Source organism: Acinetobacter sp. ANC 4216 (assembly GCF_004331195.1).
GTDB classification, from domain to species: Bacteria; Pseudomonadota; Gammaproteobacteria; order Pseudomonadales; family Moraxellaceae; genus Acinetobacter; species Acinetobacter kookii.
In genome coordinates this window covers 1-26,339 of the sequence record NZ_SJOC01000016.1, presented here as the reverse complement: position 1 = coordinate 26,339, position 26,339 = coordinate 1, and the positions used below count along the sequence as shown (strand labels likewise).

General features: G+C 41.2%; 21 protein-coding genes and 2 tRNA genes. 12 read left to right on the top strand and 11 right to left on the bottom strand.

Annotated features, from left to right (window positions below):
- Positions 1-80 precede the first annotated feature (80 nt).
- Positions 81-695 (top strand): GNAT family N-acetyltransferase, encoded by a 615-nt coding sequence (locus E0H88_RS13120; RefSeq protein ID WP_092818705.1) that lies wholly within the window; start codon positions 81-83, stop codon positions 693-695.
- A gap of 79 nt (positions 696-774) precedes the next feature.
- Complete coding sequence (gene folP / locus E0H88_RS13115) at positions 775-1,632, top strand: dihydropteroate synthase (RefSeq protein WP_131274500.1); 858 nt, start codon at positions 775-777, stop codon at positions 1,630-1,632.
- A 58-nt stretch (positions 1,633-1,690) separates the two neighbouring features.
- Here the strand turns inward: folP and E0H88_RS13110 are convergent, their stop codons facing one another.
- Positions 1,691-2,245, bottom strand: coding sequence for a metal-independent carbonic anhydrase family protein (locus E0H88_RS13110; protein WP_131274499.1), 555 nt, complete (start codon positions 2,243-2,245; stop codon positions 1,691-1,693).
- A gap of 461 nt (positions 2,246-2,706) precedes the next feature.
- Here E0H88_RS13110 and E0H88_RS13105 point away from each other — a divergent pair, with 461 nt between their 5' ends.
- Positions 2,707-3,021, top strand: coding sequence for a DUF5713 family protein (locus E0H88_RS13105; RefSeq protein WP_131274498.1), 315 nt, complete (start codon positions 2,707-2,709; stop codon positions 3,019-3,021).
- Between the two features lie 26 nt (positions 3,022-3,047).
- Here the strand turns inward: E0H88_RS13105 and E0H88_RS13100 are convergent, their stop codons facing one another.
- The 3 genes from E0H88_RS13100 to E0H88_RS13090 form a co-directional block, all read right to left on the bottom strand.
- The gene (locus tag E0H88_RS13100) at positions 3,048-3,389 is read right to left on the bottom strand and encodes a hypothetical protein (protein ID WP_131274497.1); all 342 of its coding nucleotides are present in this window, start codon (positions 3,387-3,389) and stop codon (positions 3,048-3,050) included.
- Between the two features lie 157 nt (positions 3,390-3,546).
- A tRNA-Leu gene (locus tag E0H88_RS13095) sits at positions 3,547-3,632 on the bottom strand.
- A gap of 137 nt (positions 3,633-3,769) precedes the next feature.
- Entirely contained in the window at positions 3,770-4,501 is a 732-nt protein-coding gene (locus tag E0H88_RS13090; RefSeq protein ID WP_131274496.1) for a hypothetical protein, read from the bottom strand.
- Between the two features lie 343 nt (positions 4,502-4,844).
- Between E0H88_RS13090 and E0H88_RS13085 the strand changes: the two genes are divergently transcribed.
- A complete protein-coding gene (locus tag E0H88_RS13085) occupies positions 4,845-5,351 on the top strand; it encodes a hypothetical protein (protein WP_131274495.1) in 507 nt (168 codons plus the stop codon).
- A 50-nt stretch (positions 5,352-5,401) separates the two neighbouring features.
- On the opposite strand, the gene E0H88_RS13080 is transcribed toward E0H88_RS13085, so the two are convergent.
- The 3 genes from E0H88_RS13080 to E0H88_RS13070 form a co-directional block, all read right to left on the bottom strand.
- Positions 5,402-5,683, bottom strand: a complete 282-nt coding sequence (locus tag E0H88_RS13080; RefSeq protein WP_092818698.1) for a hypothetical protein — start codon at positions 5,681-5,683, stop codon at positions 5,402-5,404.
- A 52-nt stretch (positions 5,684-5,735) separates the two neighbouring features.
- Positions 5,736-7,061 carry a polyamine export protein PaeA gene (gene paeA / locus E0H88_RS13075; RefSeq protein ID WP_092818697.1) on the bottom strand — a complete coding sequence of 442 codons (1,326 nt, stop codon included), beginning with the start codon at positions 7,059-7,061 and terminating at the stop codon, positions 5,736-5,738.
- A 126-nt stretch (positions 7,062-7,187) separates the two neighbouring features.
- Entirely contained in the window at positions 7,188-8,177 is a 990-nt protein-coding gene (locus E0H88_RS13070; protein ID WP_086196263.1) for a LysR family transcriptional regulator, read from the bottom strand.
- Positions 8,178-8,822: 645 nt separating this feature from the next.
- Here E0H88_RS13070 and E0H88_RS13065 point away from each other — a divergent pair.
- Complete coding sequence (locus E0H88_RS13065; protein ID WP_092818696.1) at positions 8,823-10,427, top strand: isocitrate lyase; 1,605 nt, start codon at positions 8,823-8,825, stop codon at positions 10,425-10,427.
- 129 nt (positions 10,428-10,556) lie between these two features.
- Here E0H88_RS13065 and E0H88_RS13060 read toward each other — a convergent pair whose 3' ends face one another.
- Positions 10,557-10,931 (bottom strand): diacylglycerol kinase, encoded by a 375-nt coding sequence (locus E0H88_RS13060; protein WP_092818964.1) that lies wholly within the window; start codon positions 10,929-10,931, stop codon positions 10,557-10,559.
- Positions 10,932-11,248: 317 nt separating this feature from the next.
- Between E0H88_RS13060 and E0H88_RS13055 the strand changes: the two genes are divergently transcribed.
- Positions 11,249-14,344 carry a multidrug efflux RND transporter permease subunit gene (locus E0H88_RS13055; RefSeq protein ID WP_131274494.1) on the top strand — a complete coding sequence of 1,032 codons (3,096 nt, stop codon included), beginning with the start codon at positions 11,249-11,251 and terminating at the stop codon, positions 14,342-14,344.
- 238 nt (positions 14,345-14,582) lie between these two features.
- On the top strand, positions 14,583-15,167 hold the full coding sequence (locus E0H88_RS13050; RefSeq protein ID WP_131274493.1) for a DUF4112 domain-containing protein: 585 nt from the start codon (positions 14,583-14,585) through the stop codon (positions 15,165-15,167).
- 155 nt (positions 15,168-15,322) lie between these two features.
- Here the strand turns inward: E0H88_RS13050 and htpX are convergent, their stop codons facing one another.
- On the bottom strand, positions 15,323-16,228 hold the full coding sequence (htpX, locus tag E0H88_RS13045) for a protease HtpX (RefSeq protein WP_092818693.1): 906 nt from the start codon (positions 16,226-16,228) through the stop codon (positions 15,323-15,325).
- A 135-nt stretch (positions 16,229-16,363) separates the two neighbouring features.
- The gene (locus E0H88_RS13040) at positions 16,364-17,230 is read right to left on the bottom strand and encodes a lytic transglycosylase domain-containing protein (protein WP_131274492.1); all 867 of its coding nucleotides are present in this window, start codon (positions 17,228-17,230) and stop codon (positions 16,364-16,366) included.
- 501 nt (positions 17,231-17,731) lie between these two features.
- On the opposite strand from E0H88_RS13040, the gene ttcA reads away from it, so the two are divergent.
- Both ttcA and E0H88_RS13030 read left to right on the top strand, forming a co-directional pair.
- A complete protein-coding gene (gene ttcA, locus E0H88_RS13035) occupies positions 17,732-18,652 on the top strand; it encodes a tRNA 2-thiocytidine(32) synthetase TtcA (RefSeq protein WP_131274491.1) in 921 nt (306 codons plus the stop codon).
- A 226-nt stretch (positions 18,653-18,878) separates the two neighbouring features.
- Positions 18,879-19,262, top strand: a complete 384-nt coding sequence (locus tag E0H88_RS13030; RefSeq protein ID WP_092818690.1) for an SCP2 sterol-binding domain-containing protein — start codon at positions 18,879-18,881, stop codon at positions 19,260-19,262.
- 96 nt (positions 19,263-19,358) lie between these two features.
- On the opposite strand, the gene E0H88_RS13025 is transcribed toward E0H88_RS13030, so the two are convergent.
- The gene (locus E0H88_RS13025) at positions 19,359-20,468 is read right to left on the bottom strand and encodes an MltF family protein (RefSeq protein ID WP_131274490.1); all 1,110 of its coding nucleotides are present in this window, start codon (positions 20,466-20,468) and stop codon (positions 19,359-19,361) included.
- Between the two features lie 364 nt (positions 20,469-20,832).
- On the opposite strand from E0H88_RS13025, the gene greB reads away from it, so the two are divergent.
- The 3 genes from greB to E0H88_RS13010 all read left to right on the top strand — a co-directional run.
- Positions 20,833-21,327 carry a transcription elongation factor GreB gene (gene greB, locus E0H88_RS13020; RefSeq protein ID WP_131274489.1) on the top strand — a complete coding sequence of 165 codons (495 nt, stop codon included), beginning with the start codon at positions 20,833-20,835 and terminating at the stop codon, positions 21,325-21,327.
- Positions 21,328-21,417: 90 nt separating this feature from the next.
- Positions 21,418-21,507 (top strand) — tRNA-Ser (locus E0H88_RS13015).
- Positions 21,508-21,777: 270 nt separating this feature from the next.
- On the top strand, positions 21,778-26,339 hold a 4,562-nt coding region (locus E0H88_RS13010), incomplete at its 3' end, for a two-partner secretion domain-containing protein (protein ID WP_131274488.1).

Genomic DNA, 26,339 nt, shown 5'->3' with positions numbered 1-26,339 from the left:
GTTTTTTTATATTTATTATTTTTATGACCTGGGCTTGGATGCTATGGTGTTTGGATAAAACCAATGAGTAAAAAACAAAAATGAATATACCTGTTTTAGAGTCCCGGATTTATCAGCTTGTTCTGGAGCCATTAACTTGGGCACATTTTGCAGATTTAGAAGTAGCATGTGCTGAAGGTGATTTAGGAGAAGTTTTATATAATTCGGTACCTTATTTGCACAATTTAAGAAACTATTTTACACAAGCATTTGAACAGCAAGCTAAAGATGAACGGATGGCTTTTGCGGTCATCGATATAAACTGTGGCCGTGCTATTGGAACCACCAGCTATCATGATATCAAACCTGAAATTCCGCGTTTCGAAATTGGCTATACCTGGTATGCTAAACGCTATCAACGCACTTACGTCAACCGGGTCTGTAAATATCTTTTATTACAACATGCTTTTGAACATTTAAATGCTCAGGTGATTGGTTTGCGTACGGATCACCTAAATGTTGCCAGCCAGAAAGCCATTGAAGGTATTGGTGCCAAACGGGATGGAATCATCAGATGTCATATGCTGCGCAAGGATGGCGTAACACTAAGAGATAGTTATATGTACAGCATTCTAAAAAGTGAATGGGTCGATGTAAAAGCCCTACTACAATCCAAACTGATGCAATATTCAGGCAAGAACGACTTCGAAATCTAGATCTTGTCCGGATTGAGCTTTGCTTTATTTAGCTATCCATAAGACAATATGAAGGTTATTGTGAATTAGGATTTAAATCATGCAGCTAAAGCCTTTACGACCACAGATCTGGACTTTTGGTCATTTAAAGCTGGACTTATCTCAGCCGCATGTCATAGGAATTCTAAACGTTACTCCGGATTCTTTTAGTGATGGTGGAAAGCATAATACGAAAGATCAGGCGGTAGCCAAAGCTCTGGAAATGATTGCGGATGGCGCCACCGTGATTGATATTGGAGGGGAGTCTACACGTCCGGGTGCAGCAGTAGTGGACATCGAGGAAGAAATCCGTCGCGTGGTACCGGTGGTAGAGGAACTGGCTAAACATGAGGTCATTATTTCAATTGATACCTCGGCGCCCGAAGTGATTAAAGCTGCAGTAAAAGCAGGGGCACATATCTGGAATGATGTGCGTGCGCTGACTCGCCCCAAGGCTTTGGAAACGGCAGCAGAACTGAATATTCCCGTGATTATTATGCATATGCGTGGTGAGCCGACCACGATGAATAATCTAGATCAATATAGTGATGTGACGGCTGAGGTGATTGCAGAGCTGCAACAACGGGTTAATGATGCATTACAGGCAGGGGTGAAGCGGGAAAACATCATGATTGACCCAGGCTTTGGTTTCGCCAAAAATGCTCAGCAAAACCTAAAATTATTAAATGAGTTTTATAAATTAAATGATATGGGGTATCCCATTTTATCTGCACTTTCACGGAAGCGCTTTATTGGTGAAGCACTGGGGGGGGCAGATGCTCAAAATCGGGCTATGGGTTCTGTTGCTGCTCATTTATTCAGTATTCAACAGGGTGCATGCATGGTGCGAGCGCATGATGTCAAAGCCATGAGTGATGCCATTAAAATATGGCAGGCCATGACTCATCTGGATATCTAACTAAAAAAAAGCGCGATCCGGCATCGGGCTTTTTTGCTTGCAGTGGTCATTACTTTCCTTACTTTCCTTGATGCTCAAGTGAGGAATGGTGAACCACTATTCGTAATTTACCTGCATTATCTTTTACAAATTTCCAGCTTTTATCTACAGTCGTCACTTCACCATTCTTATTGGTAAAGTGGACTTTAGATAAAGTACTTGCACTGTCAGCCGATATATTTATCGCTGCATTATCGACTTCGCATTTTTGCCAGCCACCGAGTGCGAAACCTTTGTCATTGGGAAAATTGGGATTTCCGCCTACGAAATAGGACAAAGCTCCATCTTTTGTGGTTCTGAAAGTGTGTGGATTTGTGGTTAATGTGGGTTTAAATAAAACAGGACCATTCTGATAAAAATATGCATCATCAATCACCTTGCTGGCCAGGTCATTTGCTGCCTGTTTTCCGTATTGATCATAGCTTGCACTGATATCGAGTAAGGCTTTACACCAGGCTTGCTGTGCGGCTATGACTTCAGGTTCTGAAATCATATTTTTTTGAGTATCTTTTGTTGAGGTTGTAGAGCAGGCTGAGAATGTGATTCCAAGAAATGTAACTAAAATAGCTTTCATAACATTTCCCTGTAGAAATTAGGTTTTTATTTTATAAAGTGAAATTTATCTAAGTCCTAGTCATGCTATCGAATAAATCGAAAACTCAACCAAACCTTTACATAAAATTAAAAAATAAATCATGGCTTTATTTATTTGGGTAGGATGGGTTTAAGTGTTATTTAAAATGCTATAGATCTAAAAATTCAGCGCTGTAATGAAAACAAGCAATTAAGGGTAGAGAGAATTGGCTCATATTTTAAAAATGCTTGATATGATTTTTTTCTCACAATTTGCTGCGGTGTATTTTGTTTTCTACTCAGCATTGTCAATAGGGTAGCCCATCAATCCGATTTAATTGCCCTTAAGAAATTTGAATAAAAAAGAACCGAGTTAAATCGCCTTTCTATGGTGGCATTTGGTAATTTTGTTGCTTTGTGTTATACAAGCTCGCTTGAATGCAGGTCTTTTTTGAGTGTTGTATGTTTGAAGATTTACTTCTCCCGATGTTTGATGATGAATATTATCCCGATATTCTTGTGGCTGAAGTCAAGCAGGCCATAAAACAGTTTGCAAAGAAGGTGGAAAAACCTGATTTATCTGAAGGTGAAATTTATCATTATGCTGCCGAAACAGTGGTTTTGATTAATAAGATGAAACCGCAGTTTGAAGATCTTGACTCGTCACTGGATGACACCGCAGCCGATTATATTGCTGAAGCCATGATGATGGTGGTGCAAGATCACGGTTATATGGGTATTGAAATGGAAGAACTGGTATCGAATAGAGAGTGGTAAGTCACTCTCTATTTGTTAGTTTATATCTAAAGTTTAGCTGAATTAGACAATAGATCGCTTAAATGGCAACTTGCCTGGATATGAATTTCTGTTATCCCATCTACCATCAAATGAAATTTCTCGTTTTCACTATACGCTCTTGCGCTTAGATTGAGCCAAAAGAACGGATCTTGTCGCAGTAAACTTCTAATCCGCTTTTCATCTTCCGGATGATTAAAATGCAAGGGGTAGGAATACTTCGCTAAAGTACAATGATTTAAAACAAGTTGTCCCTGATTTTCACCAATGGTGCCAGAAAATAAATCATAAACCTTTTGGGTTTGGGAATTTTCAACAGTTTCTATTGCGTGAGTCAAAGTTGTGCTCATTAATATAAACAGGCTGATATAGAGCCGGCAATGCATTTTAAATCGTTTCATTTTTATTCTGTCTTTTTTATTGGTTTACTATGATTGAGTGATTCAGGCATAAAAAAACCAGCTTATCGCTGGGTCTTTTATTGCACCATTTTAAATAGTATTAAAATGGTGCCCGAGGCCAGACTCGAACTGGCACGCTTTGTGGGCGGGGGATTTTAAATCCCCTGTGTCTACCGATTTCACCACTCGGGCATGTGCGCCATAATAGTGGAGGAAATAAAACTTGGCAAGTGCCTTTGCATGTATTTGCTTTCTTTTCAATCAATTCATGTGCTTATCACTATAAAACACGACTTTGAATGAGTTTTTATCCTTAAAAGGTATGTCATTTACATCAAGCTATCCAGATAGGTTTCGACATCTATATGCTTGTGTGTTTTACATAGTTCATTTTCATAATGAATCAGCTGTATATGCAAATCGATAAACTGTTTTTCTTGTTGTTGTAGCGAGTGAAGTGCGGCTGAGTTTTTGCTCATGAATAGGCTTTTTAACTGAATTTTTAATACCTGCTTATAAGCCCAAAAACAAATGCGGCGGGTTTCTTGCAGATAAAAATATTGCTCGTTTTGTGTACTTTCACGGAACATATTTTCTTTATAAAAACGAACAAAACCAAAACTCAAGGCAAAGAAAAACAGAATAATCTGTAGAAATGTACTTTCAATATAAGCAATATTGATGGTTTGCAGCACAATCAGTACCGCCAGTTTTACCGGAGTATGGCGAAGTTGCTGATACAAAGACGTGGAGCTGTGTTTGATCTGTTTGATGACCACGGGCGTATAAAGCATAAACAACAACATAATGGCTAAAACAGCAATGCCTTGGGCACGAAAAGCATTAAATTGCGGAAATTGGCTAGCAATGAAATGACCCAGACTCATCGAAAGCGAGATAAAAATCATCGCAGCCAGAACCCAGGGAATCAGCTCTTTCAGTTCGTCTAAAATTCCCTTGGTTTTGATCATGCTGTAAAACAAATAATTTCTTTTAAAAGCTGCCGGGTACTGTTTCCGTAGTTGTTTTAAAAAAAGTGCAGTTTGTTTATTGCTGATCATAAGAATTAAAGAAACATAAAAAGTAGAGCCAATATAAAGGATTTAAGAGTATTTAATAGAGAAAAATCTGAAATACGTGAATTTCTTTATTTCCAAGCTCAATTTTTATTGGCTTATTGAGCATGAATTAAATTTTTAGCGCGTTTCGCAATATTGAATTTTGCCTCTGTTTATTTTTAGCGTATTTATAACAGCTAAGATCTATTGCGTTTATCTGCTTGGTCTGAGGATCACATTTCAACCTGCTAAATGATGAATCGAATCGGGAGCTTAATTTTATTCCTGTATTCAGTGAGGAATTATGCGAAAATAGTTCTTTCTTATTTTTGTCCAAGGACAGTTCATGACTGATCAATCTCCTGAATCTTTAAGCGATATCGAAATTTTAGACATTTTACAGTCCATGAAAAACGATGTGCTGAATACTGAAGCGAAAGAGATGATCCGTAATGGTGGTAAAGCTGGTCGCCAAGAAGCACATAAAAATGCCTTGGTTGCGTTAAATACCAGTTTTGAAAGCAAGTTTGTTGAAGCCGTGACTTTGGCACTTCATTTAAATGAAGCACAAAGCAAAAAAATTCGTTATAAAAAAGACCGTATCCGTATTTTAAAAGCCCATGGCATTGATTATTTGGCTATTGATGGTGCCGAAACAGCCCAGGTTTTATCGCAGATTGCCCAAGCCATTACCCGTGAAGATGCGACTGTGACTCACGACTTGCATAATATTTTCCCGTTCTGGAAAGAAGGCTGGCCAATGGTACAGTTCGACAATGCTTACAAGATTCTGGAAGATGACATTGCCATTCACTATCAAGCAGTTTTAGATGCTTTAATTGCGCAATATTAAAACTGGACATACAAAAGCACCGTGGGGTGCTTTTTTTATTGCTTGATTTTTTATGGATAGAACCATGCTAACAAGGCACGGATCGGCCAAATAAAAAGTCGCCACCAGGTGATCAAAGGATAACAAAGATATTCGCCTAAACGCATGGTCTGATCATAACTTTTACGTTGGCGTTCATAACCATAGGGTGTAATCCAGCAAGCAAAGATCAATAATACAATTGCAAGTATCAGGAGAAGCGGCTGTGGTTGCCTGGCGAAAAAATAATAAATCAGATAAAGGCCGGAATAGAAACTCAGACAGGCAAGCAGGGCACTCAGCGAAAAATTCATTATTTTTATTCCATGATTATTGTTATTTTCTAAAAAAGTGAGAAGAATCAGACTATTCTGATTCTTCATTATGATTATTTTCCATTTCCTTTAAAAGTCGTGTAACCAGAAGCTGGTCAATTTTAAAATGGTCTACATCGACCACTTCAAATTTATAGTTACCATAAATCACGGTATCGGCAGGACGCGGAATCTTGCGTAGACGGTACATCATGAAACCGGCAAGCGTTTCATAATTTTCTTCATCTGGCATTTCATCAATTTCAAGGGCATGTTTCAGGTCCTCAATTGGCGTGCTGCCATCAATCAGCCAGGAATTGTTGTCACGTTTAATAATCTGCTGTTCTGCTTCTATCGGAGTTACCCAGTCACCCATCACGGTAATCATAATGTCCGACAAGGTAATCACGCCAACCACCAAAGCATATTCGTTAATCACCACCGCAAACTTTTCTTTGGTGGAACGGAAACGGTCCAGTAGTTCAGATAAAGTCAAAGTATCCGGGATGGTCAATACATTACGAATGGTACTTTCATTGAGTTGCAGTAAGGACTGGTTGTTTAGAATACGCACCAGAATATCCTTGGCATCGACGTAACCAATCACATCATCAATATTTTCACTACACACCAGAAACTTGGAGTAGGGATATTCAGCAAGTTTCTGCCGGATACTGGCTTCTGATTCTTTAAGGGTGAAGAACACCACATTTTCACGTGTGGTCATACTTGAAGGCACATTACGTTCTTCAAGCTCAAATACGTTTTCAATGAAATGATGTTCCTGTTTCTGCAATACGCCTGCCTGTGCACCGGCATCCATGACGGCAGAGATATCATCAAAAGTAATATTATCTTCACGGGTGGTATTGACCTTGAACAGGCGGAACAACAGATTGGCAATGGCATTGATCATCCACGCCAGTGGTTTACATACCCGAATAAAAATTTGAATCGGGTTGATTACAGACACGGCAATTTTTTCGGGAGCAATCATGGCCAGACGTTTTGGCATCAAGTCTGCAAACAGAATGAATAATGACGTGACCAAAGTAAAAGACAAGGCAAAACCGATCGTTTCGGCCCACGCACCGGTATAGAAACGTGAAACCAGTTCGAGGAAATAAGGACGGAAAGCTCCTTCACCTAAAATACCGCCAAGAATGGCAACAGCATTTAGACCGATTTGTGAGGCTGCAAAAAAGTCTGCCGAATTTTCCTGTAAATCCAAGACTTGCTGAGCACGCTCATCCCCAGATTCAGCCAGTATTTTCAGTTTAACTTTACGTGCACCCGCCAGGGCAATTTCGGTGAGCGATAAGAATCCCGCACCTGCAATCAGGATGATGATGATGACGATATTTTGAAAGAGGCTCACAAATCCACCTGTGGATCATCATTATTATGAATATTTTTAACATAAAAGCACGTCAGGTAGTAATGGAATGACTACCTGACTAAATACAGTATAAGCTTAAAAAGAAGAATTTAAGAAAAATTGCGCTTAATAATGTGAAAATTGGGAATTATTCATTAAAAATTCACGATTTTCTTCTTCAATCATCTGACGGGCCACATACAGAATGAGCTGACGCAACCAGCGATGTGCTGGGTGATGATGCAATAATGGACACCATGCCATCTTTAATTCGAACTCAGGAATGTAGAAGGGCGGATCTTTCATCAATAAATTTTGATTCTTGGCTTGTAAACGCGCGATGCGTGTCGGCAAAGTCGCAACGAGGTCAACATTGGCCGCCAATAACCCCGGCATTTGATAGTGACGGGTAAAGACCGAAATTTTACGCTTTTGACCAATACGCTCTAAAGCCTGATCAATCCAGCCTAAACCGGCCTGTTTTTCCGGGTTCACGCCAAAACCAACGCCCATCCCTGTTTTAGAAACCCAGATATGTTGTGCATCTAAATAACTTTTAAGGTTTAGATTCCCCGCGGCAGGGTGTTTGCTATTGAGCAAACAGGAAAAACTGTCTCGCCAAACCAGCACCTGATGGAAACTTTGCGGAATTTCATTGAAACGGTTAATGGCCAGATCGACTTTTCCTTGTTCCATGTCACGATAAGACACATCACTTGGGGTTAAAAAGTCCAGTACGACATTGGGTGCTTCGGAGCGTAATGCTTTGACCAAACGCGGGACTAAAGTCGCTTCCGCATAATCCGAGGTCATAATGCGAAAAACGCGATTGGAAGTATAAGGACGGAATTCGGTACGCGGTTCTAAAATCATGGACAGGTCAGAAAGGGCATCGCGAATACGAGGTTGTAATTCCAGAGCACGTTCTGTAGGGGTCATTCCTTCCGAAGAACGAATTAACAGCGGATCATTAAATAAGTTACGTAAACGACGCAAAATGTTACTCATGGCAGGCTGGGTCACACCCAATTGTTCTGCCGCACGCGTTACATTTTTTTCACGAAGGAGTACATCAAGATATATTAATAGATTGAGATCGACCCGCTCCAGATTCATAAAAGAAATACCGAAAATAAACTCATGAAATTATTTCGATTATGCCATAAGCGACAAGGCTTGTGTAGGAATATTGATGAAAAAAGAAACGAGATAAATGAGAGATTTATACAGATCGAATATAGCCAGAATCCAGGAGAGGCGATGATGATTGCGTCAAGTTTTAAATAAGTCCCGGGAATTGAGCGGGGGTTTCAAAACGCTGTAAAGGTAGTGGAATCCTTAATCTATAAAAGTCAAAATGAGCACAAATAAAATACAACTGCATTTTTAAAATATAGGGAAAAAAGTACGAAAATGAGAGAGAAAATGTCGGGTCAAGCTTTTTCAGTAGCAGTCAAGACTTAAGTCTAATGAAGAAAAATACAGCATAATGAATAATTTGTAAGCAAAAAATAATTTTGTATGGTTTAAATAAAGTAAATTAAAACAATGATTTAATATTTTGAAACATAAACATAATACGACTTTGATCTACATATTTTTTAAATAAATACTGAGAATTAATCGAGAATATTGGATTAATTTTTTAACTCACTCTAATCTGTGTTCATCTTAACGAAGCGCTCTAAATCTGAACAAATAATATGAGTGTGATTTTAGCCTTCGCTTGATGAAATCCTAATATTATTACAGGAAAATATCATGACTACATACCAAACAGCGATTGATGCAATCCGCGAATTAAAAGCAAAATTCGGCAACACTTGGGCAGACATCAGTCCTGAAGATGCTGCACGTATGCAAATGCAAAACCGTTTCAAAACTGGTTTAGACATTGCTAAATATACAGCTGCGATTATGCGTCGTGATATGGCTGAATACGATGCCGATTCTAGCAAATACACTCAATCTTTAGGTTGCTGGCACGGTTTTGTTGCGCAACAAAAAATGATTGCGAACAAAAAATACTTCGGTACTACAAGCAAGCGTTATATCTACCTTTCTGGTTGGATGGTTGCTGCACTTCGTTCAGAATTCGGTCCTCTTCCTGACCAATCTATGCACGAAAAAACTTCTGTTCCTGCATTGATCGAAGAAATCTACACTTTCTTACGTCAAGCTGACGCAAAAGAATTAAACGATTTGTTCCGTGCACTTAAAAAAGCACAAGACGCTGGTGACACTGCTAAAGCTGCTGAAATCACTGCGCAAATCGACAATTTTGAAACTCACGTTGTGCCAATCATTGCGGACATCGACGCTGGTTTCGGTAACGAAGAAGCGACTTACTTGCTTGCTAAGAAAATGATCGAAGCGGGTGCATGTGCACTACAAATCGAAAACCAGGTTTCTGATGCGAAACAATGTGGTCACCAAGCTGGTAAAGTAACTGTTCCACACGAAGACTTCATCGCTAAAATCCACGCTTTACGTTACGCGTTCCTGGAAATGGGTCTTGACGACGGTATCATCGTTGCACGTACTGACTCTGAAGGCGCTGACTTGACTCAAAAAATCCCAGTGGTTAAAGAGCCAGGCGACATCGCTTCTCAATACATCAGCTACTTAGACACTCAAGAAATTGACATCTCTGAAGCGAAAGAAGACGAAATCCTGATCAAGCGTGATGGTAAACTTCACCGTCCTAAACGTTTAGCTTCTGGTTTGTACCAGTTCCGTGAAGGCACTCAAATTGACCGCGTTGTACTTGACTGTGTAACCAGCCTTCAAAACGGTGCTGACCTGCTTTGGATCGAAACTGCGACTCCAAACGTAGAAGAAATTGCACACATGGTTAACCGTGTGAAAGAAGTTGTTCCAAATGCGAAACTTGTTTATAACAACTCTCCATCGTTCAACTGGACTTTAAACTTCCGTCAACAAGCTTACGACCGTTGGGTTGCTGAAGGTAAAGACGTTTCTGCATACGACCGCGCTAAATTAATGAGCGCTGAGTACGACAACACTGAATTGGCTGCAGACGCTGACGAAAAAGTACGTACATTCCAAGCAGATGCTTCTCGTGAAGCAGGTGTGTTCCACCACTTGATCACACTTCCGACTTACCATACAGCTGCTCTTTCTACTCACGAGCTTGCTCAAGGTTACTTCGGTTCTGAAGGTATGTTGGCTTATGTTGCTGGCGTACAACGTAAAGAAATCCGTGGCGGTATCGCTTGTGTTAAACACCAGGCAATGGCGGGTTCTGACATCGGTGATGATCACAAAGAAATCTTCTCTGGTGACAACGCTCTTAAAGCGCACGATGATGCTAAAAACACAATGAACCAATTCGCTGCTCACTAAGCACTGAACTGATTCGAAAAACCCGGCGCAAGCCGGGTTTTTTTATGCTTCAAAGTCTAGAATGCGATATAAAAACACGCGATCAAAGCTGCTGCTTTAAAAGCTGCAAAGATGAAAGCAATAAAATGCTTATTTCATTAAAATAATCAGCCACACAAAAAAGATGATGCCAAGCGCGACAAACTGTGCGGCACTGCCCATGTCTTTGGCATTTTTTGAAAGAGGATGCTTTTCTAGGGAAATACGGTCGACCACCGCCTCAATTGCTGAATTCAATAATTCCACAATCAAAGCCAGTAAACAGACGGCAACCATCAGGGCCTGTTCAACCGCGGTCACATTTAGAAAAAAACTGCCTGGAATAAGGACTATATTGATCAGGACGATCTGGCGAAAAGCGGCTTCATGGCTAAAGGCAGACTTAAAACCGGCAAGAGAATACTGGGTTGCATTCAAGACACGCTTAACACCGGTCTTGCCTTTAAAGGGGGAATAAGAATTCATGGTGCTCAAACAGACAATAATTTGGGCAATCATATTCGGCATTGCTTAATTAAAAATTAATTCACTAAATTCAATTAAAATAATGAAATAAAAACAGTAAAAAATTTGGGGCAGGAGTAAAATTTACAAGAAATAAGCTTTTGATAAAAAAATTATCTCCATATTTTCTCCTTATTTAAGGCAAAGTCTGATTTTTTCTGTTAAATATGATTGGCTTTTATATTTCTGTTATTGATTATCAATATCAAATCTATCATTTTAAGGGTTCAATGATTGCGTTGAATTTTTATCTCTCACCATTTAAGTGACCAGGACATATGCTGTCTAGATTTTTTATTCATCGACCGATTTTTGCCGGTGTTTTAGCCATCATCTTGATGGCTTTTGGTGTGTTTGCAACGCTGAATTTACCGGTAGAACGTTTTCCGGATATCGCACCGCCACGTATTAGTGTCAGTGCCAGCTATAATGGTGCCTCAGCAGAAACGGTGGAAGAAAGTGTCACCCAGGTGCTGGAACAGCAAATTAAAGGCATTGATCATTTGCTGTATTTTAGTTCCAGTAGCGATTCCTCTGGTCGTAGCCGCATTAACATCAGTTTCGAAAATGGGACCGATCCGGATACGGCGCAAGTCCAGGTACAAAATGCGATTAATGCTGTGCTGAACCGTTTACCGGATGAAGTACAACGTCAGGGCGTCAATGTATTCAAGTCACTGGGTGACACGCACATGGTCATTGGCCTGTATGATGCCTCGGGTAAAAGTGACAGCATTGCCCTGTCGGACTATATGCAGACCCATCTGGAAGAAGAGCTGGCGCGTATAGACGGTATTGGCGAAGTGGATGTGTTCGGTTCGCAATATGCCATGCGCATCTGGTTAAACCCCTTAAAATTAAAACAATACAATTTAATGCCGAGTGATATCCGCGCCGCGGTGGAAGCACAAAATACCCAGGTGGCAGCAGGAGCGGTGGGGGATTTGCCGACCGTAGAAGACCAGTATTTAAATGCCAAAGTCACTTCTGGCTCACGTTTGAAAACAGTGCCTGAATTTGAAAATATCATTGTCAAATCTGCGCGTAATGGCAGTTTTATCTATTTAAAAGATGTCGCCCGGGTTGAACTGGGTGCAGAAAATTATCAATCCATGAACACCATTAACGGCTTTTCTTCTGCCGGGATGGGGATTTCGCTGGCTTCAGGTGCCAATGCCTTGGCGACTTCAGCACTGATTCAAGCTGAAGTGGATCAGATTTCGAAGCAGCTTCCTGAAGGCTATAAACTGGTTTATCCACGTGATAATACGCCATTTGTCAAAGAATCCATCAAGGAGGTGGTGAAAACCCTGGTCGAAGCCGTGTTGCTGGTGATTGTGGTAATGTTCCTGTTTTTGCAAAACTGGCGCGCGACCCTGATTCCTGCAATTACTGTACCGGTGGTTCTGCTGGGGACCATGGCGGTATTATATGTCCTGGGCTTGAGTATCAATACGCTTACCCTGTTTGCCCTGGTTCTGGCGATCGGGCTATTGGTGGATGATGCGATTGTGGTGGTGGAAAATATTGAGCGGCTGATGCATGAGAAAAACTTGACGGCTCAAGAAGCATCGCTGGAATCCATGCAGGAAATTAGTGGGGCATTGGTCGGAATTACCTTGGTACTCACAGCCGTGTTTATTCCCATGGCTTTTTTTGGCGGTTCTACGGGTGTGATTTATCGCCAGTTTTCCATTACCCTGGTTGCTGCCATGGCTTTATCGCTGGCTGTTGCCCTGATTTTAACTCCAGCTTTATGTGCCCTGATTTTAAAGCCGAATCCACAGCCTGCCCGATGGGCGGTCTGGTTTAACCAAAAACTGGATGGCTTAAAACATGGTTATTTAAAATTATCCAATCTTAGCCTGCAGCATAAGGCAATTTGCCTCGTCATTTTTGCGGCACTGATCAGTGTTTTTGCGCTGTTCTATCGGGCTTTACCGACCAGTTTTATTCCCAGTGAAGATCAGGGCATTTTAAACGTGCAGTTTAAACTGGCAGATGGCGCGCCGATGTCGAAAAGTTCCGAAATTGGGGAGCAAATCAGACAGTATTTCCTGAAAAATGAAAAAGATAATGTCAATCTGGTGATGGTTCGTTATGGCCGTAATATGGCCGGAACGGGACAAAACTTAGGTCAGGGTTTTATTGCCTTAAAGCCTTGGGATGAACGCTCCGGCAAAGAAAATTCGGCTCAAGCCATTCGTGAGCGCGCCTTAAAGCATTTTAAAAACAGTCCGAATGCACAAATTAATGTGACGATGCCCGCTTCAGTCAGTGGTTTAGGCCAAACTGACGGGCTGGATTTCTGGATTCGTGACATCAATGGCCAAGGTCGTGCCTATCTGGATAGCCAGTTTAAGCAATTGCAGCAGCAGGCAAAACAATACAGCAGTTTTGAAAATCTGGACAAGCGTTCAAATCCAGATAAAGCAGGCTTAAAGGTGAATATTGACCAGAAACTGGCGATGGCCAATGGCCTGTCGCAAGCAGCCATTAACAGTACCCTGGCAAGTGCATGGGGTGGCAGCTATATCAATGATTTTATTGATCGTGGCCGGATTAAACGGGTGATGATGCAGGGCGATGCGGAATTTCGTTCCAAACCTGAAGACCTGCAATACTGGTATGTGCGCAATGACTTGAACCAGATGGTGTCCTTTAGCAATTTTGCCACGGTCAGCTGGAGTGGCGGGCCGGATGTGGTCAATCGTTATATGGGTTATACCGCCTTGCAAATGGAAGCAGATACCGCCAAAGATGTCAGCTCGGGCGTGGCAATGGGTGATGTTGAACAGCTGGTGGCACAGCACCCGGGTATAGATGTGGCATGGAGCGGTTTGTCCTTTGAAGAAAAACGCTCGAGTAATCAGGCGCTATTGCTGTATGTGCTGTCAATCGGCTTTATTTTCCTGTGTCTGGCGGCACTCTATGAAAGCTGGTCTATTCCTACAGCAGTATTAACTGCCATTCCTTTGGGGATTGGCGGTAATATCCTGTTCAGTTATTTTGCCGGTTTTCCGAACGACATTTATTTCCAGATTGCCTTGCTCACCACCATTGGCCTGTCCTGTAAAAATGCCATTTTAATTGTTGAGTTTGCCTCCCTTGCAGAGCAGCAAGGCCGCAGTGTGATTGAGGCTGCACTGGAAGGAGCCAGCCTGCGTTTACGCCCAATTCTGATGACTTCTCTGGCTTTTGGTGCAGGGGTAATTCCACTGGTCTTTGCCTTTGGTGCGGGTGCTGCCAGCCGTCAGGAAATTGGTGTGAGCGTATTGGGTGGGGTGATTTTCGCGACCATCTTGGTGCTGATTTTTATTCCCTTTATGTATGTGCTGATTCGCACGCTGTTGAAAACCAAAACCCGGGTATAACCTGAATTCAATTCAACCATTCAATAGACTTGCAGCAAAAGGGGCTTATTGAGTGGTTCTGAGAATGGAACAGGTTAATGAAGCAGTTGAGGCAAGATCAATCTCTTCATCAGTTCAGCATGGAATGGGATGGGCAGTGTGATTCACGTTCACTGATTAATGATATCCATACACTTCAAACCGCACAGATATGATGTAATCTCAAGCAGTTAGACCGATCATTTCTTTGGAACCAGCGATGTTTGAACAACAGCAAAAACTCAGCCGGCAAGAAGTCATACGTTTGGAGCGCGATTTAGCCAAGTTTGCCAATATGATGGATTCGGTGGTGCGTATTCCCTTTACCAAACAAGGGGTGGGGGCGGATGCCGCCTTAAGTACCATTCCTGTGGCTGGAGATGTCGCGGGCTTTGTCTTGACCTGTTATGCCATCTATAAAGCCAAGCAAATTGGCGTACCGCAAAGCAAGCTGACTCCGGTGATGAAATTGGCCATGATGGATGCCGTAGTCGGTTTTATTCCTGTCGCTGGAACGGTTTTTGACGTTTTTATTCGTCCAAGCCGCAAAGCTTTAGCGATTGTGCATGATCATATTCGTGAGGAGTATCAGATTCGCAGTGAGTCCCATGTCACCCATCCCTTTTTGCATGAACGTCTAGAACAGAAGCAGCAGTCTTCAGCATTTTGGCGTAACCCTGTGGTGGCCTGGATCTGGCTGCATCTTCCTGACCTGTTGGGCCTTGTTTTTATCCTTGTATTGGCCATTGCTATGTGGTTGGGATTGAGCTGGTTATGGCAATGGTGGCAAACACTAAATATTTAGCCCCTGCAAGATCAACTAATCGATGATTTTGCTGTCAATCATTCATATTGAGTGGCGTGTGTAATTGTCTTTCAATGACAGCCTGTTGTATTGAAGCTAGTCATAAAAAAGCCTCCATGCTGGAGGCTTTTTTTATTCTGTTTTATCTTAACAGATTATGGGCAATTCAACTGTTGTAATGCAGCTACACGTTGTTCAATGGTAGGATGGGTCTGGAACAAAGCAGCCAGGCTGAAACCTTGTTCTTTACCTTCTGCAATAGAGAACGCTTTCATTTCTTTTGGCATTTGATCTGGCAGTTCAGATTCTGCCTGTAAACGCAATAATGCAGAAATCATGGCCTGTTTACCGGCTAAACGTGCTCCGGCTTCATCGGCACGGTATTCGCGATGACGCGAGAACCACATCACAATGGCAGAAGCCAGAATACCAAACACGATATCCAGTACGATGGTAATGGCAAAATAAGCCAGTCCCGGTGCTTCGCCATCTTCACGGCCAAAGACATTACGGTCAATAAAGTCACCGACCACACGGGCAAAGAACATGACAAAGGCGTTGACTACACCTTGAATCAAGGCAAGCGTAACCATGTCACCATTGGCGACGTGACCGATCTCATGCGCAAGCACCGCACGAAGTTCGTCTTTATTCATGCGTTCGAGCAAGCCGGTTGAAACGGCAACCAATGCATCGTTTTTATTCCAGCCTGTAGCGAAAGCATTCGACTGATAAGATGGGAAAATACCCACTTCTGGCATGTTAATGCCGGCACGTTGCGATAATTGCGCAATTTCTTGTAATAACCATGCTTCAGCCTGGTTACGAGGCGCATTCGGGTCAATTAACTCTGTCCCGGTAGACTTTTTTGCCATCCATTTCGACATAAACAACGAAATGAGAGAGCCAACCATACCAAAGACAAAACAGATCACTAGTAGGTTGCCTAGATTTAAGCCACCCGCGCCATGGTAACTACCGACACCGAAGAGTGACAAGATAATGCCAGCTACTACCAGTACCGCGAGGTTGGTTAGCAAGAACAAACCAATCCGCATCATTGAGAAAATCCTCTTATAATAAAAAAATAATCTGATTTATAAATCAAAAATCATCTCACTAAATATGAGGTGTAAGTCTTAAAAATTCAAGGAAAAATTAACAAAACTCTATAATGATGCAGTTTCTAAAACAATTTAATTGTCAGCAATTGAAATTTTTGCTGAAGCTGTCGCATGGGCTGTGACATATGAGCCGGGAGCATCGGTGAAGCTGCCATCGGATGCCATAATGATTTGACGCTGTGAACTATAACGAGGGGGGGCATGTGCTGAAGCGGATTCATAATTGTCGGATTGAGCAACAATTTTGCCGGCATCAGAACTCGACTTTGCCGAACTTGAGCTATGACCCAAGCCATTGGAATATAAGTTGCTGAAGCGGCTGCTCACACGTCTGACATAGTCCTGGGTTTCTCTAAACGGGGGAATGCCGCCGTATTTGGCGACATTGCCTTCACCGGCATTATAACCGGCCAGAACCAGTGAGGTATTGCCATTAAAACGTTTCATCAGCCAGGATAAATATTTTGCCCCACCCATAATATTTTGATAGGGATCAAAAGCATTTGAAACATTAAAACGTTTTGCAGTTGCAGGCATGAGCTGCATCAGTCCTTGTGCGCCAACAGGGGAGCGGGCATTGACATTAAAGCCTGATTCAGTATGCATGACCGCTTTAATCAGGCCTTCCGATATGCCATGTTGGGAAGCGGCCTGTTTGATAATGGAATCAAAAGCATTTTTATTGCGACTGTAACTCGGGAGTACCGAAGCTTCGGATGAACCCCAGTTACTATAGCTATGGATATTGCTGTCTGGATAATAGGTTTTTTTCTCGACTTTGAGATGGTTGTAACGATTTTTCTTATTGGTGAGCAAGGTCGTACCATTCGAGTCTTTTAACTGATAGATGGTCTGTCCGGCATAACTGGTCGTTGCAACAGATTGAACTGCCACACACCCCAAAAAATAAAGTCCAATTTTTACAAAGTTATTTTTCATTTTTATAAATAGACAACATTTGTTCCAAACATAGTACAAGTGGAGTTTAACAAAAAAAAACAAGATGGAAAGTATTACTCTATTAATTTCACCAAAAGTTTGTAAAAAGCAAGAGCTGTTTGTTGAGATAGTAATCAAAAAAAATTTTAATTTTTTTTTAATCAGGATAACTTGACACACTTAAGTAATTGATTTTAAACAATAACAAAATTGATCAAAAAATGATCAATTTAAATAGAAGCCTTAAATAATAGGTCTGACACCTTGTCAAGTGTTTTAAAATCCACAAAGTTATCCACAGGTTTTGTGGACAACTGTGGAAAAGTACAAATGGTAAGCATTGTGGCTAAAATTTGAACTCATCAGGTCAAAATAAACTTGGGAGTTTTAAATGAAAAGGGTAGTAATAAACAATTTGCAGAAATTACATTCTTTTGGTGCTTGTTCAGGCTGAATCGGATAAAATTGCGCGGTATTTTTATTTATGGGTAAATCTCGTCTATGTACTCGCCAGTTGAGTCCGAACAAGGATTTAATTTCAAACCAGAACTGCCAACTAGTTCGGCATATTACCGTTTATTGAAAAAGCTTCGCCGTCAAGTCGGTCATGCCATTCGTGATTTTACAATGATCGAAGATGGCGATAAGGTAATGGTCTGTATTTCTGGGGGTAAAGACAGTTATACCTTGCTGGATATTTTGTTGCAGTTTAAACGGATTGCACCCATCAATTTTGATGTGGTGGCTGTGAACCTGGACCAAAAGCAGCCCGGTTTCCCGGAAGATGTCTTGCCCCGTTATTTAGAGGAAAATAAAATTCCTTATTATATTCTGGAAAAAGACACATACAGCATTACCAAAAAGCTGACGCCTGAAGGCAAAACCTACTGTGCAGTGTGTTCACGTTTACGTCGTGGTTCATTGTATGGCTTTGCGCAGGAAATTGGCGCGACCAAAGTCGCTTTAGGTCATCACCGTGATGACATTATGGCCACGTTCTTCCTGAACCTGTTTCATGGCGGTAGCCTGAAGGCCATGCCACCGAAACTGCTGTCATCCGACAAGAAAAATATCCTGATTCGTCCACTGGCTTATGTGGAAGAAAAAGACATCATCAAATATGCAGAAATGCGCCAGTTCCCGATTATTCCGTGTAACCTGTGCGGTTCACAGGAGAACTTACAACGCGCCATGATTAATGACATGCTGCGTGAATGGGATAAACAGTATCCAAAACGCTTACACAGTATTTTTGGTGCTATGCAGAATGTATCGCCTTCGCAATTGGCCGACCGTGAACTGTTTGACTTTGAAGCTTTAGACGCACAGCGTGAAATTGATTTCACTGCGAGCTGCTCAACGGAAGAAGAAGGGCAAAACAAACGGATCAACATGGTCAACCTGGGTTTTGCAGCAGACTAAGATGAGTTTCTAGACACCAATTTTAGGGTTGGTGTCTATTTTATATAACTTTATATATCTGATTTATTTAATAAATGTATTAAAAACATAAAAATTGAACGCATCGTACAAAAAACGTTAAGCAGAAAACGGTTTTACATGCTATAACAAGCTTCAAGCAAAATAGCTTCACAAAGATGTTGTCTGGATAGGCGACACAAATGAACAAATAAATTGAGGAAAGATCATGCCTGCCTTTTTAACTGATGATTGGTTTTCAACTGTAGAAACATTAACTGCGCAAGCGGGTGATTTAAACTTGCCACCTGCACTTGCAAATTTAGCAATCAACCTGGTGGTGTCTGATGCTCAGGGCAATACAGAATTATCTCTGGATGGTGGGGTAATCAAAAAAGGTCTATCCTCAAATGCGAAAACCACGTTGAACATGGATGGTGAAACTTTACGTAAAGTGTTCCTGGAATTCGATATGGCTGCTGCAATGCAGGCATTCATGACCGGTAAAATCAAGGTTCAAGGCGATATGTCACAATTGATGGCTTTACAGACAGCCAAGCCAAGCCAAGAGCAAAAAGATTTATTCAAAAAAGTACTTGAGCAAACCGCTTAAGGTTTTTTTACTTAAGAACAATCGCTTAAGTCATTTTAAGCAAAAAAAGCTTACCCTGGGGTAAGCTTTTTCGTATCTGGAGAATATTAAGAGAGATTAAATATTCACTAGCTCTGAAGTTTTAATATGTTCTAGATAGGCACGAATACGGGTGACATACTGCACAGCCTGACGGTAACGGCCATTGCTGGCCTTGTTACGTTCTAAATAACTATACAGGTTGACCCAGTTATTCGGATTTTTACCTTGGGCTTGAATACGCTTTTGAATCTGATCGACTGCACCCGGTCCCATATTATAAGCCACCAGCGCATACCAGTTCCGGTCCGGGAAAGGGACATCTGAAAATCGAGTTAACATCTGGTCGTAATATTTCGCGCCCCCTTCAATACTTTGGGTCGGATCGGTTCGGTTACTGACCCCCATGGCTTTGGCTGTGCTGTTGGTCAGCATCATTAAACCTCGAACACCAGTAGGGGAAACAGAATTCGGTTTTAAATACGATTCCTGATAACCAATTGCTGCCAGTAAATGCCAATCTAAATCATATTTAGCGGCGGTATTTTTAAAGCTGGCTTTATAAATCGGCATACGTTGATTTAAATCACGCTGGATACTATCCCATGAATGTTCTTGCACCACATTCTGATTATAGAACGATGCCAATTGGCGAATTGCACCAGACTGTTTACCCTTACAGACAAAGCCACTTGCAGTTTGGGCAAGAGGATCATTTGCATGTTTAAATACCCAGTTGAGTTTGGTATTCAAGCCATTTTGTTGCAAGCTGCCTATATCACCACAGGTTGCTGAAAAAGAAGTTAAACGCTTTTGTTCAATTTCACTGACATTTGCAGTGGTCATGGCAAAGTTGGCTTTACCTTGTGAAACCCATTTCAGTGCCGTGGCATTATCAGGTACGGTTTTAAATACCAGCTTGACATTTAAGCTGTTGGCATAGTTACGCGCCAGGTCATAGCCAAAACCATGCTGGTGCGCGCCATCTTTAAATACGGTGGTCGAATTTTCAACGGAAACAACGGTAAGCTGTTTGCCATTGACCACAGAATCATACTGAAACGACTTGCTTGCATTAATACTATGAAATGGAAATAACACGGTGCTAAATGCAAGAATTTTTAACGAGAGAGAAGAAGTTAATGAGTTAAGGCAAAGCCTCGCCCCAGAAGTTGAACTACTGTGCATGTTGTCTCCGCTACAAGTAATTTATGCCCTAAAAAGCAAAGGCAAATAGGCCTCAGACTTTTACTAGTTTGATAAATTCAATAAGGGTTGGGCAGTCATGACGTCATTCAAAATGACATAGGATTAAAGGGAGAATCATGTAGAATTTCTACATAGATTAAAAAATAAACGATTTAAAAACATGCGCGCATAATAAGGGTGAAAAATATACTTGTCAAATTTTGTACGAAACTTTTTGGAGATATGTAACATAACAAATTAATTTTATTGAAGAATTAATTTTATAAACTTTAGTTGTGTGTAAATAGGGGATAGAATAGACCATTCTTGTAAGCAAAATGTAAGCATAACTTCAAAAATCATCATGAAATCTAACTTAATTACACGTGCTGGACATGACAAATTGGTCGCAGAATTACAATATTTATGGCATGAAGAACGACCAGAAATTACCAAAAAAGTGAACTGGGCAGCCAGTCTTGGCGATCGTTCGGAAAATGCTGACTATCAGTACAATAAACAGCTATTACGCAAGATTGACCGCCGTGTCCGTTATCTGGGCAAACGCCTGGAAGAGCTGCGCATTATTGATTTTTCCCCCGAGCAAGCAGGCAAGGTTTATTTTGGTGCTTGGGTGAATATTGAAAATGATGAAGGGGAGCAAAAAACCTTGCGTATCGTCGGTGTGGATGAAATTTATGATCATCATCCACAGCATATTTCCATTGATTCACCTATGGCTCGCGCGTTATTGGGCAAGCAGATAGATGATGAAGTAAAAGTATCCACTCCATTGGGTGAAAAACTGTGGTATGTGAATGAAATTCGCTACGAAAAGCCTGAAAATTCAGCAGATTAACAAGTTTTGTTTTTATTTTAAGCGGTTGGTAAGAAAAATATAGAAAAGTATTTGCCAAGTGAGAATTTTATTTATATTATAGCCGCCATTGGAAGCGTGGCAGAGCGGTTTAATGCACCGGTCTTGAAAACCGACGAGGGTGTGAGTCCTCCGTGAGTTCGAATCTCACCGCTTCCGCCAAATTCAAAAGCCCCTGTGAAAACAGGGGCTTTTTTACATTGAAATTTAAAATAAGTAAAATAATAACCATGATGTTAAATAACTATAAAAATGAAATTTATTTCCTTTAGTAAAATTTGATTATGTTTAGGATATCTTTATATAAAAAACTAAGAATATTTCATGATAAAAGTTTTTAAATCCCTATTTTTGGTGATATGAATCACGAAAATAATATGATATTAATGCTTAATATTTCATCATTTTTTCTGTGATTTTCTTGGGGTTTTCATGAATAAAATTTATAGGGTAATTTGGAATAAACAGTTGGCATGCTGGCAAGCGGTCTCTGAACTAGCAAAAAGCCACAGCAGCACTACACAAAAAGCAGCTGCAAGCGAAACGGAAAGTTCTGTATGTCATAGCCTCAGTTCTGTCAGCACATGGATGCGTTCAATTTTATTCTTTAGTGTAGCGATGCTGCCATTTTCCATTCATGCCGCAATTTCCAGTACCGAACTTCCGACAGGCGCACAGATCAATTCAGGTTCAGCGAGTTTCAATCAAACCGGTAATACCTTAAATATCAATCAAAATAGCCAAAACCTGAGTACCCACTGGAACACATTTAATATTGGTCAGGATGCCACGGTTAACTTTAATCAGCCAAACCAGTCTTCTACCGCTATTAACCATGTACTGGATAGTAATGCCTCGCAAATCATGGGGCGTTTAAATGCCAATGGTCAGGTGTTTTTACTCAATCCGAATGGGGTCGTATTTTCCAAAACGGCACAGGTCAATGTCGGCGGCTTGGTCGCGTCAACCTTAAACTTAAGTGATGCCGATATTCAAAATGGTAAATACACCCTAAAAGGTGATGCCAACAGCACAGCAAGTATTGAAAATCAGGGTTCTATCCAGACCTTACAAGGCGGAACAGTTGCTTTAATTGCACCGAATGTGAAAAACACAGGAACGATTAGCACACCCAATGGCACAACGCATCTTACATCTGCCAGCCAGGTGACTTTGGCCTTACAGGATGGTTCACTGACCCAGTATCAGGTCGATCAAGGTGTGCTGCAAGGCTTGGTGGATAATGGCGGGGCAATTATTGCCGACAATGGTGCCGTGTATTTAACTGCCAAAGCCAAAGACAGCTTAAGCAAGGCGGTGGTGAATCACAGCGGCATTATTGAAGCCAATCGTTTAAGCCAAAATGCCAAGGGTGAAATCATCCTTTTAGGAGATATGCAGTCTGGCGAAACTCATGTTAGCGGGATACTCAAAGCTGAAGGCAAAACTGGGCAGGATGGCGGGTTTATTGAAACTTCGGCAGCCAAAGTTAATATAGATAAAGACATTAAAATTTCTACACTTTCGGATGGGGGAAAAACAGGTAATTGGTTGATTGACCCCTACAATGTTATTATTTCAGATACAGCGGATAGCGGTACAGGTTTTACGGCAACTCAAGATGATACAGTCATCAATGCAACGACACTAACGACTGCATTGGCGACCACAGGAGTTACGGTTTCTACAGGCGGAACTGGTGTTGGAACACAAGATGGTAATATTACGGTAGATGCAGATTTAAGTTGGGCAAGTAACTCAACCCTGACTTTACAAGCTGATAACGATATTCAGTTAAATAAAAAAATTACTGCGCAAAATGGTGGTTTAACTTTAAATGCAACCAATAATATTTCTGCAACTGATGCAATCAATGTGGGAACTTTTACTTTAAGCCAAGGGAACTGGCTACAAAATGCGTCAATTTTGCCAGGTTTTTATGCCAAAGATTTCCGTTTAAATGGCGGTAGCTTTATCCGTGCAATTGGTGGAGATGGTTCTACTGCAAACCCTTGGCAATTGACCGATATTTACGGCGTGCAAGGGATGGGAACCAAGCTAAATGGTAACTTTGCTTTAGCTAATGATATTGATGCTAGTGGGACTGTAAATTGGAATAGTGGGGCGGGGTTTAATCCGATTGGAACTGGTAACGCATATTATGGAGGTAGCACTCCTTTTAAAGGCGTATTAGATGGTTTAAATCATACAATTAATAATCTTACCATCAACAGACCCACAACTAGTTATGTAGGTTTGTTTGGAAATAATGGTGCAAATATTAGAAATATAGGTTTAATCGGTAGTGAAGTTAACGGTATCACCAGCGTTGGTGGTTTAGTAGGATTTAATTGGGGGGGTATATCTAATTCCTATGTAGCAGGGAATGTAACTTCATCAGGCTCAGCTGGAACAGATATGGGGGTATTAGTCGGACATAATACTGGCTCAATTGTTAACTCTTACGCGACAGGGAACGCAACATCAACAGACACAACGGTAGATGTTGGTGGATTAGTGGGACATAATTCGGGCTCTATTTCTAACTCTTATGCAACTGGAAGTGCGACTTCAGCTAATACTGCTTCAAGCCATGGGCTTGGTGGTTTAGTAGGTTATAATACAGGTAATGTCGAAAACTCGTATGCAACTGGAAGTGTACTCTCTACGTCAAGCTATACTACTACTGTGGGTGGTTTGATTGGTTATAATATTGCTGGAAGCACTTCAAAGAGTTTCTGGAACATTGAAACTACAGGGCAAACTAAAGGTATTGGTCTTAATTCAGCCACACTCCTAAATGTTACAGGCCTAACCACAGCTGAAATGTTTGATAAAAATAAATTCATAGGGTTTAATTTTAGTTCGGTTTGGGGAAATGCTAATAATCAGACCACACCTTATTTACTTAATCTTGCCAACAACCAAGTCTTTAATAAAAATGATTTACCAAGTGGCACTATAAATACAACCAATAGACCTGCTTTATATACTGCTATTTTAAATGTAAACCAATTACAAGACATGAATAAAAATCTAAGTGGAAAATATCTGCTTGGAAATAATATTGATGCTTCGGATACCGTTAATTGGAATAGTGGGGCGGGGTTTGATCCAATAGGAAATGGCTCAACAGCTTTTACTGGCGTGTTTGATGGTTTAAATCATACAATTAATGATTTAACCATTAATAGATCAAGTACCAATAATGTAGGATTGTTTGGTTATACTCATAACTTGTCTCAAATAAAAAACCTGGGTTTAGTTAATGCAAATATAGATGGCTACAATGCTGTAGGATCTTTAGTTGGTTATAATTTTGGTTTAATTTTAAATTCTTATGCGATATCAAATGTAAATGGTTATGGTGATTATAATTCAAATGGGGTAGGAGGGCTTGTAGGAAGAAATACTGGAAGTATTGAAAATGCTTATTCTTCTGGTAATGTCACATCTCAGTATGGAGACATTGGTGGCTTGGTTGGTGGAAATACTGGAACAATCAAGAATGCGTATAGTACTGGAAATGTAACCGGGCATATACTTGGTGGTGACGGAACATATATTGGTGGTCTAGTTGGGTGGCATACTGGAGGAAGTATAATAAACTCTTACGCTACTGGAAAAGTGATTGGCAATGCTGGTGATGCCATAGGAGGATTAGTTGGAGGTGGAGGTTACACTGTTTCAAATAGTTTTTGGAATACTGAAACTTCAGGGCAAACTACTAGTGCAGGTGGAACAGGTTTAACCACAGCACAAATGCAAGACCTTAGTACATTTACAACTGCAGGTTGGGATATAGATGCTGTAGGTGGAACAGGAAAAATCTGGCGTATTTATGATGGACAAACTGCACCCTTATTAAGAAGTTTTTTAACTTCTTTAACAATTACAAATGATGACACAACAACAACTTATAACGGTAAAAAGCAGGGCGGTGGTTATCAGGTTGTTCCAGCGGGTACTATTTATGATCCAGCATTGATCTTATCTCAACAAAAGAATGTAACGCCTTCAGCTGTAACTATCGATTTAAACAAAGATTTGTATTCAATTCAGCAAGGTTATGATCTGATTGTACAGGCCAGTAGCGGAACCGGGACATTGAAAATTGATCCTGCTACTTTACTGATTACGGCCAATGATGCAGGCAAAACCTATGGTGAAACCAAGACATTCAATGGAACGGAATTCAGCGCATCTGGGCTGCAAAATGGAGAAACGGTTGGTCAGGTTAGCCTAAGCAGTACAGGTTCGGCTGCGACAGCGGGTGTTAATGGTGGAGCGGCATACGCGATCACTGCCAGCAATGCTACAGGGGGTACCTTTGATGCGAACAACTACACGATTAGCTATAGCAACGGCAATTTAATTGTTAGCCCACGTGCACTGACGATTACGGCCAATGATGCAGGCAAAACCTATGGTGAAACCAAGACATTCAATGGAACGGAATTCAGCGCATCTGGGCTGCAAAATGGAGAAACGGTTGGTCAGGTTAGCCTAAGCAGTACAGGTTCGGCTGCGACAGCGGGTGTTAATGGTGGAGCGGCATACGCGATCATTGCCAGCAATGCTACAGGGGGTACCTTTGATGCGAACAACTACACGATTAGCTATAGCAACGGCAATTTAATTGTTAGCCCACGTGCACTGACGATTACGGCCAATGATGCAGGCAAAACCTATGGTGAAACCAAGACATTCAATGGAACAGAATTCAGCGCATCTGGGCTGCAAAATGGAGAAATGGTTGGTCAGGTTAGCCTAAACAGTACAGGTTCGGCTGCGACAGCGGGTGTTAATGGTGGAGCGGCATATGCAATCACTGCCAGCAATGCTACAGGGGGTACCTTTGATGCGAACAACTACACGATTAGCTATAGCAACGGCAATTTAATTGTTAGCCCACGTGCACTGACGATTACGGCCAATGATGCAGGCAAAACCTATGGTGAAACCAAGACATTCAATGGAACGGAATTCAGCGC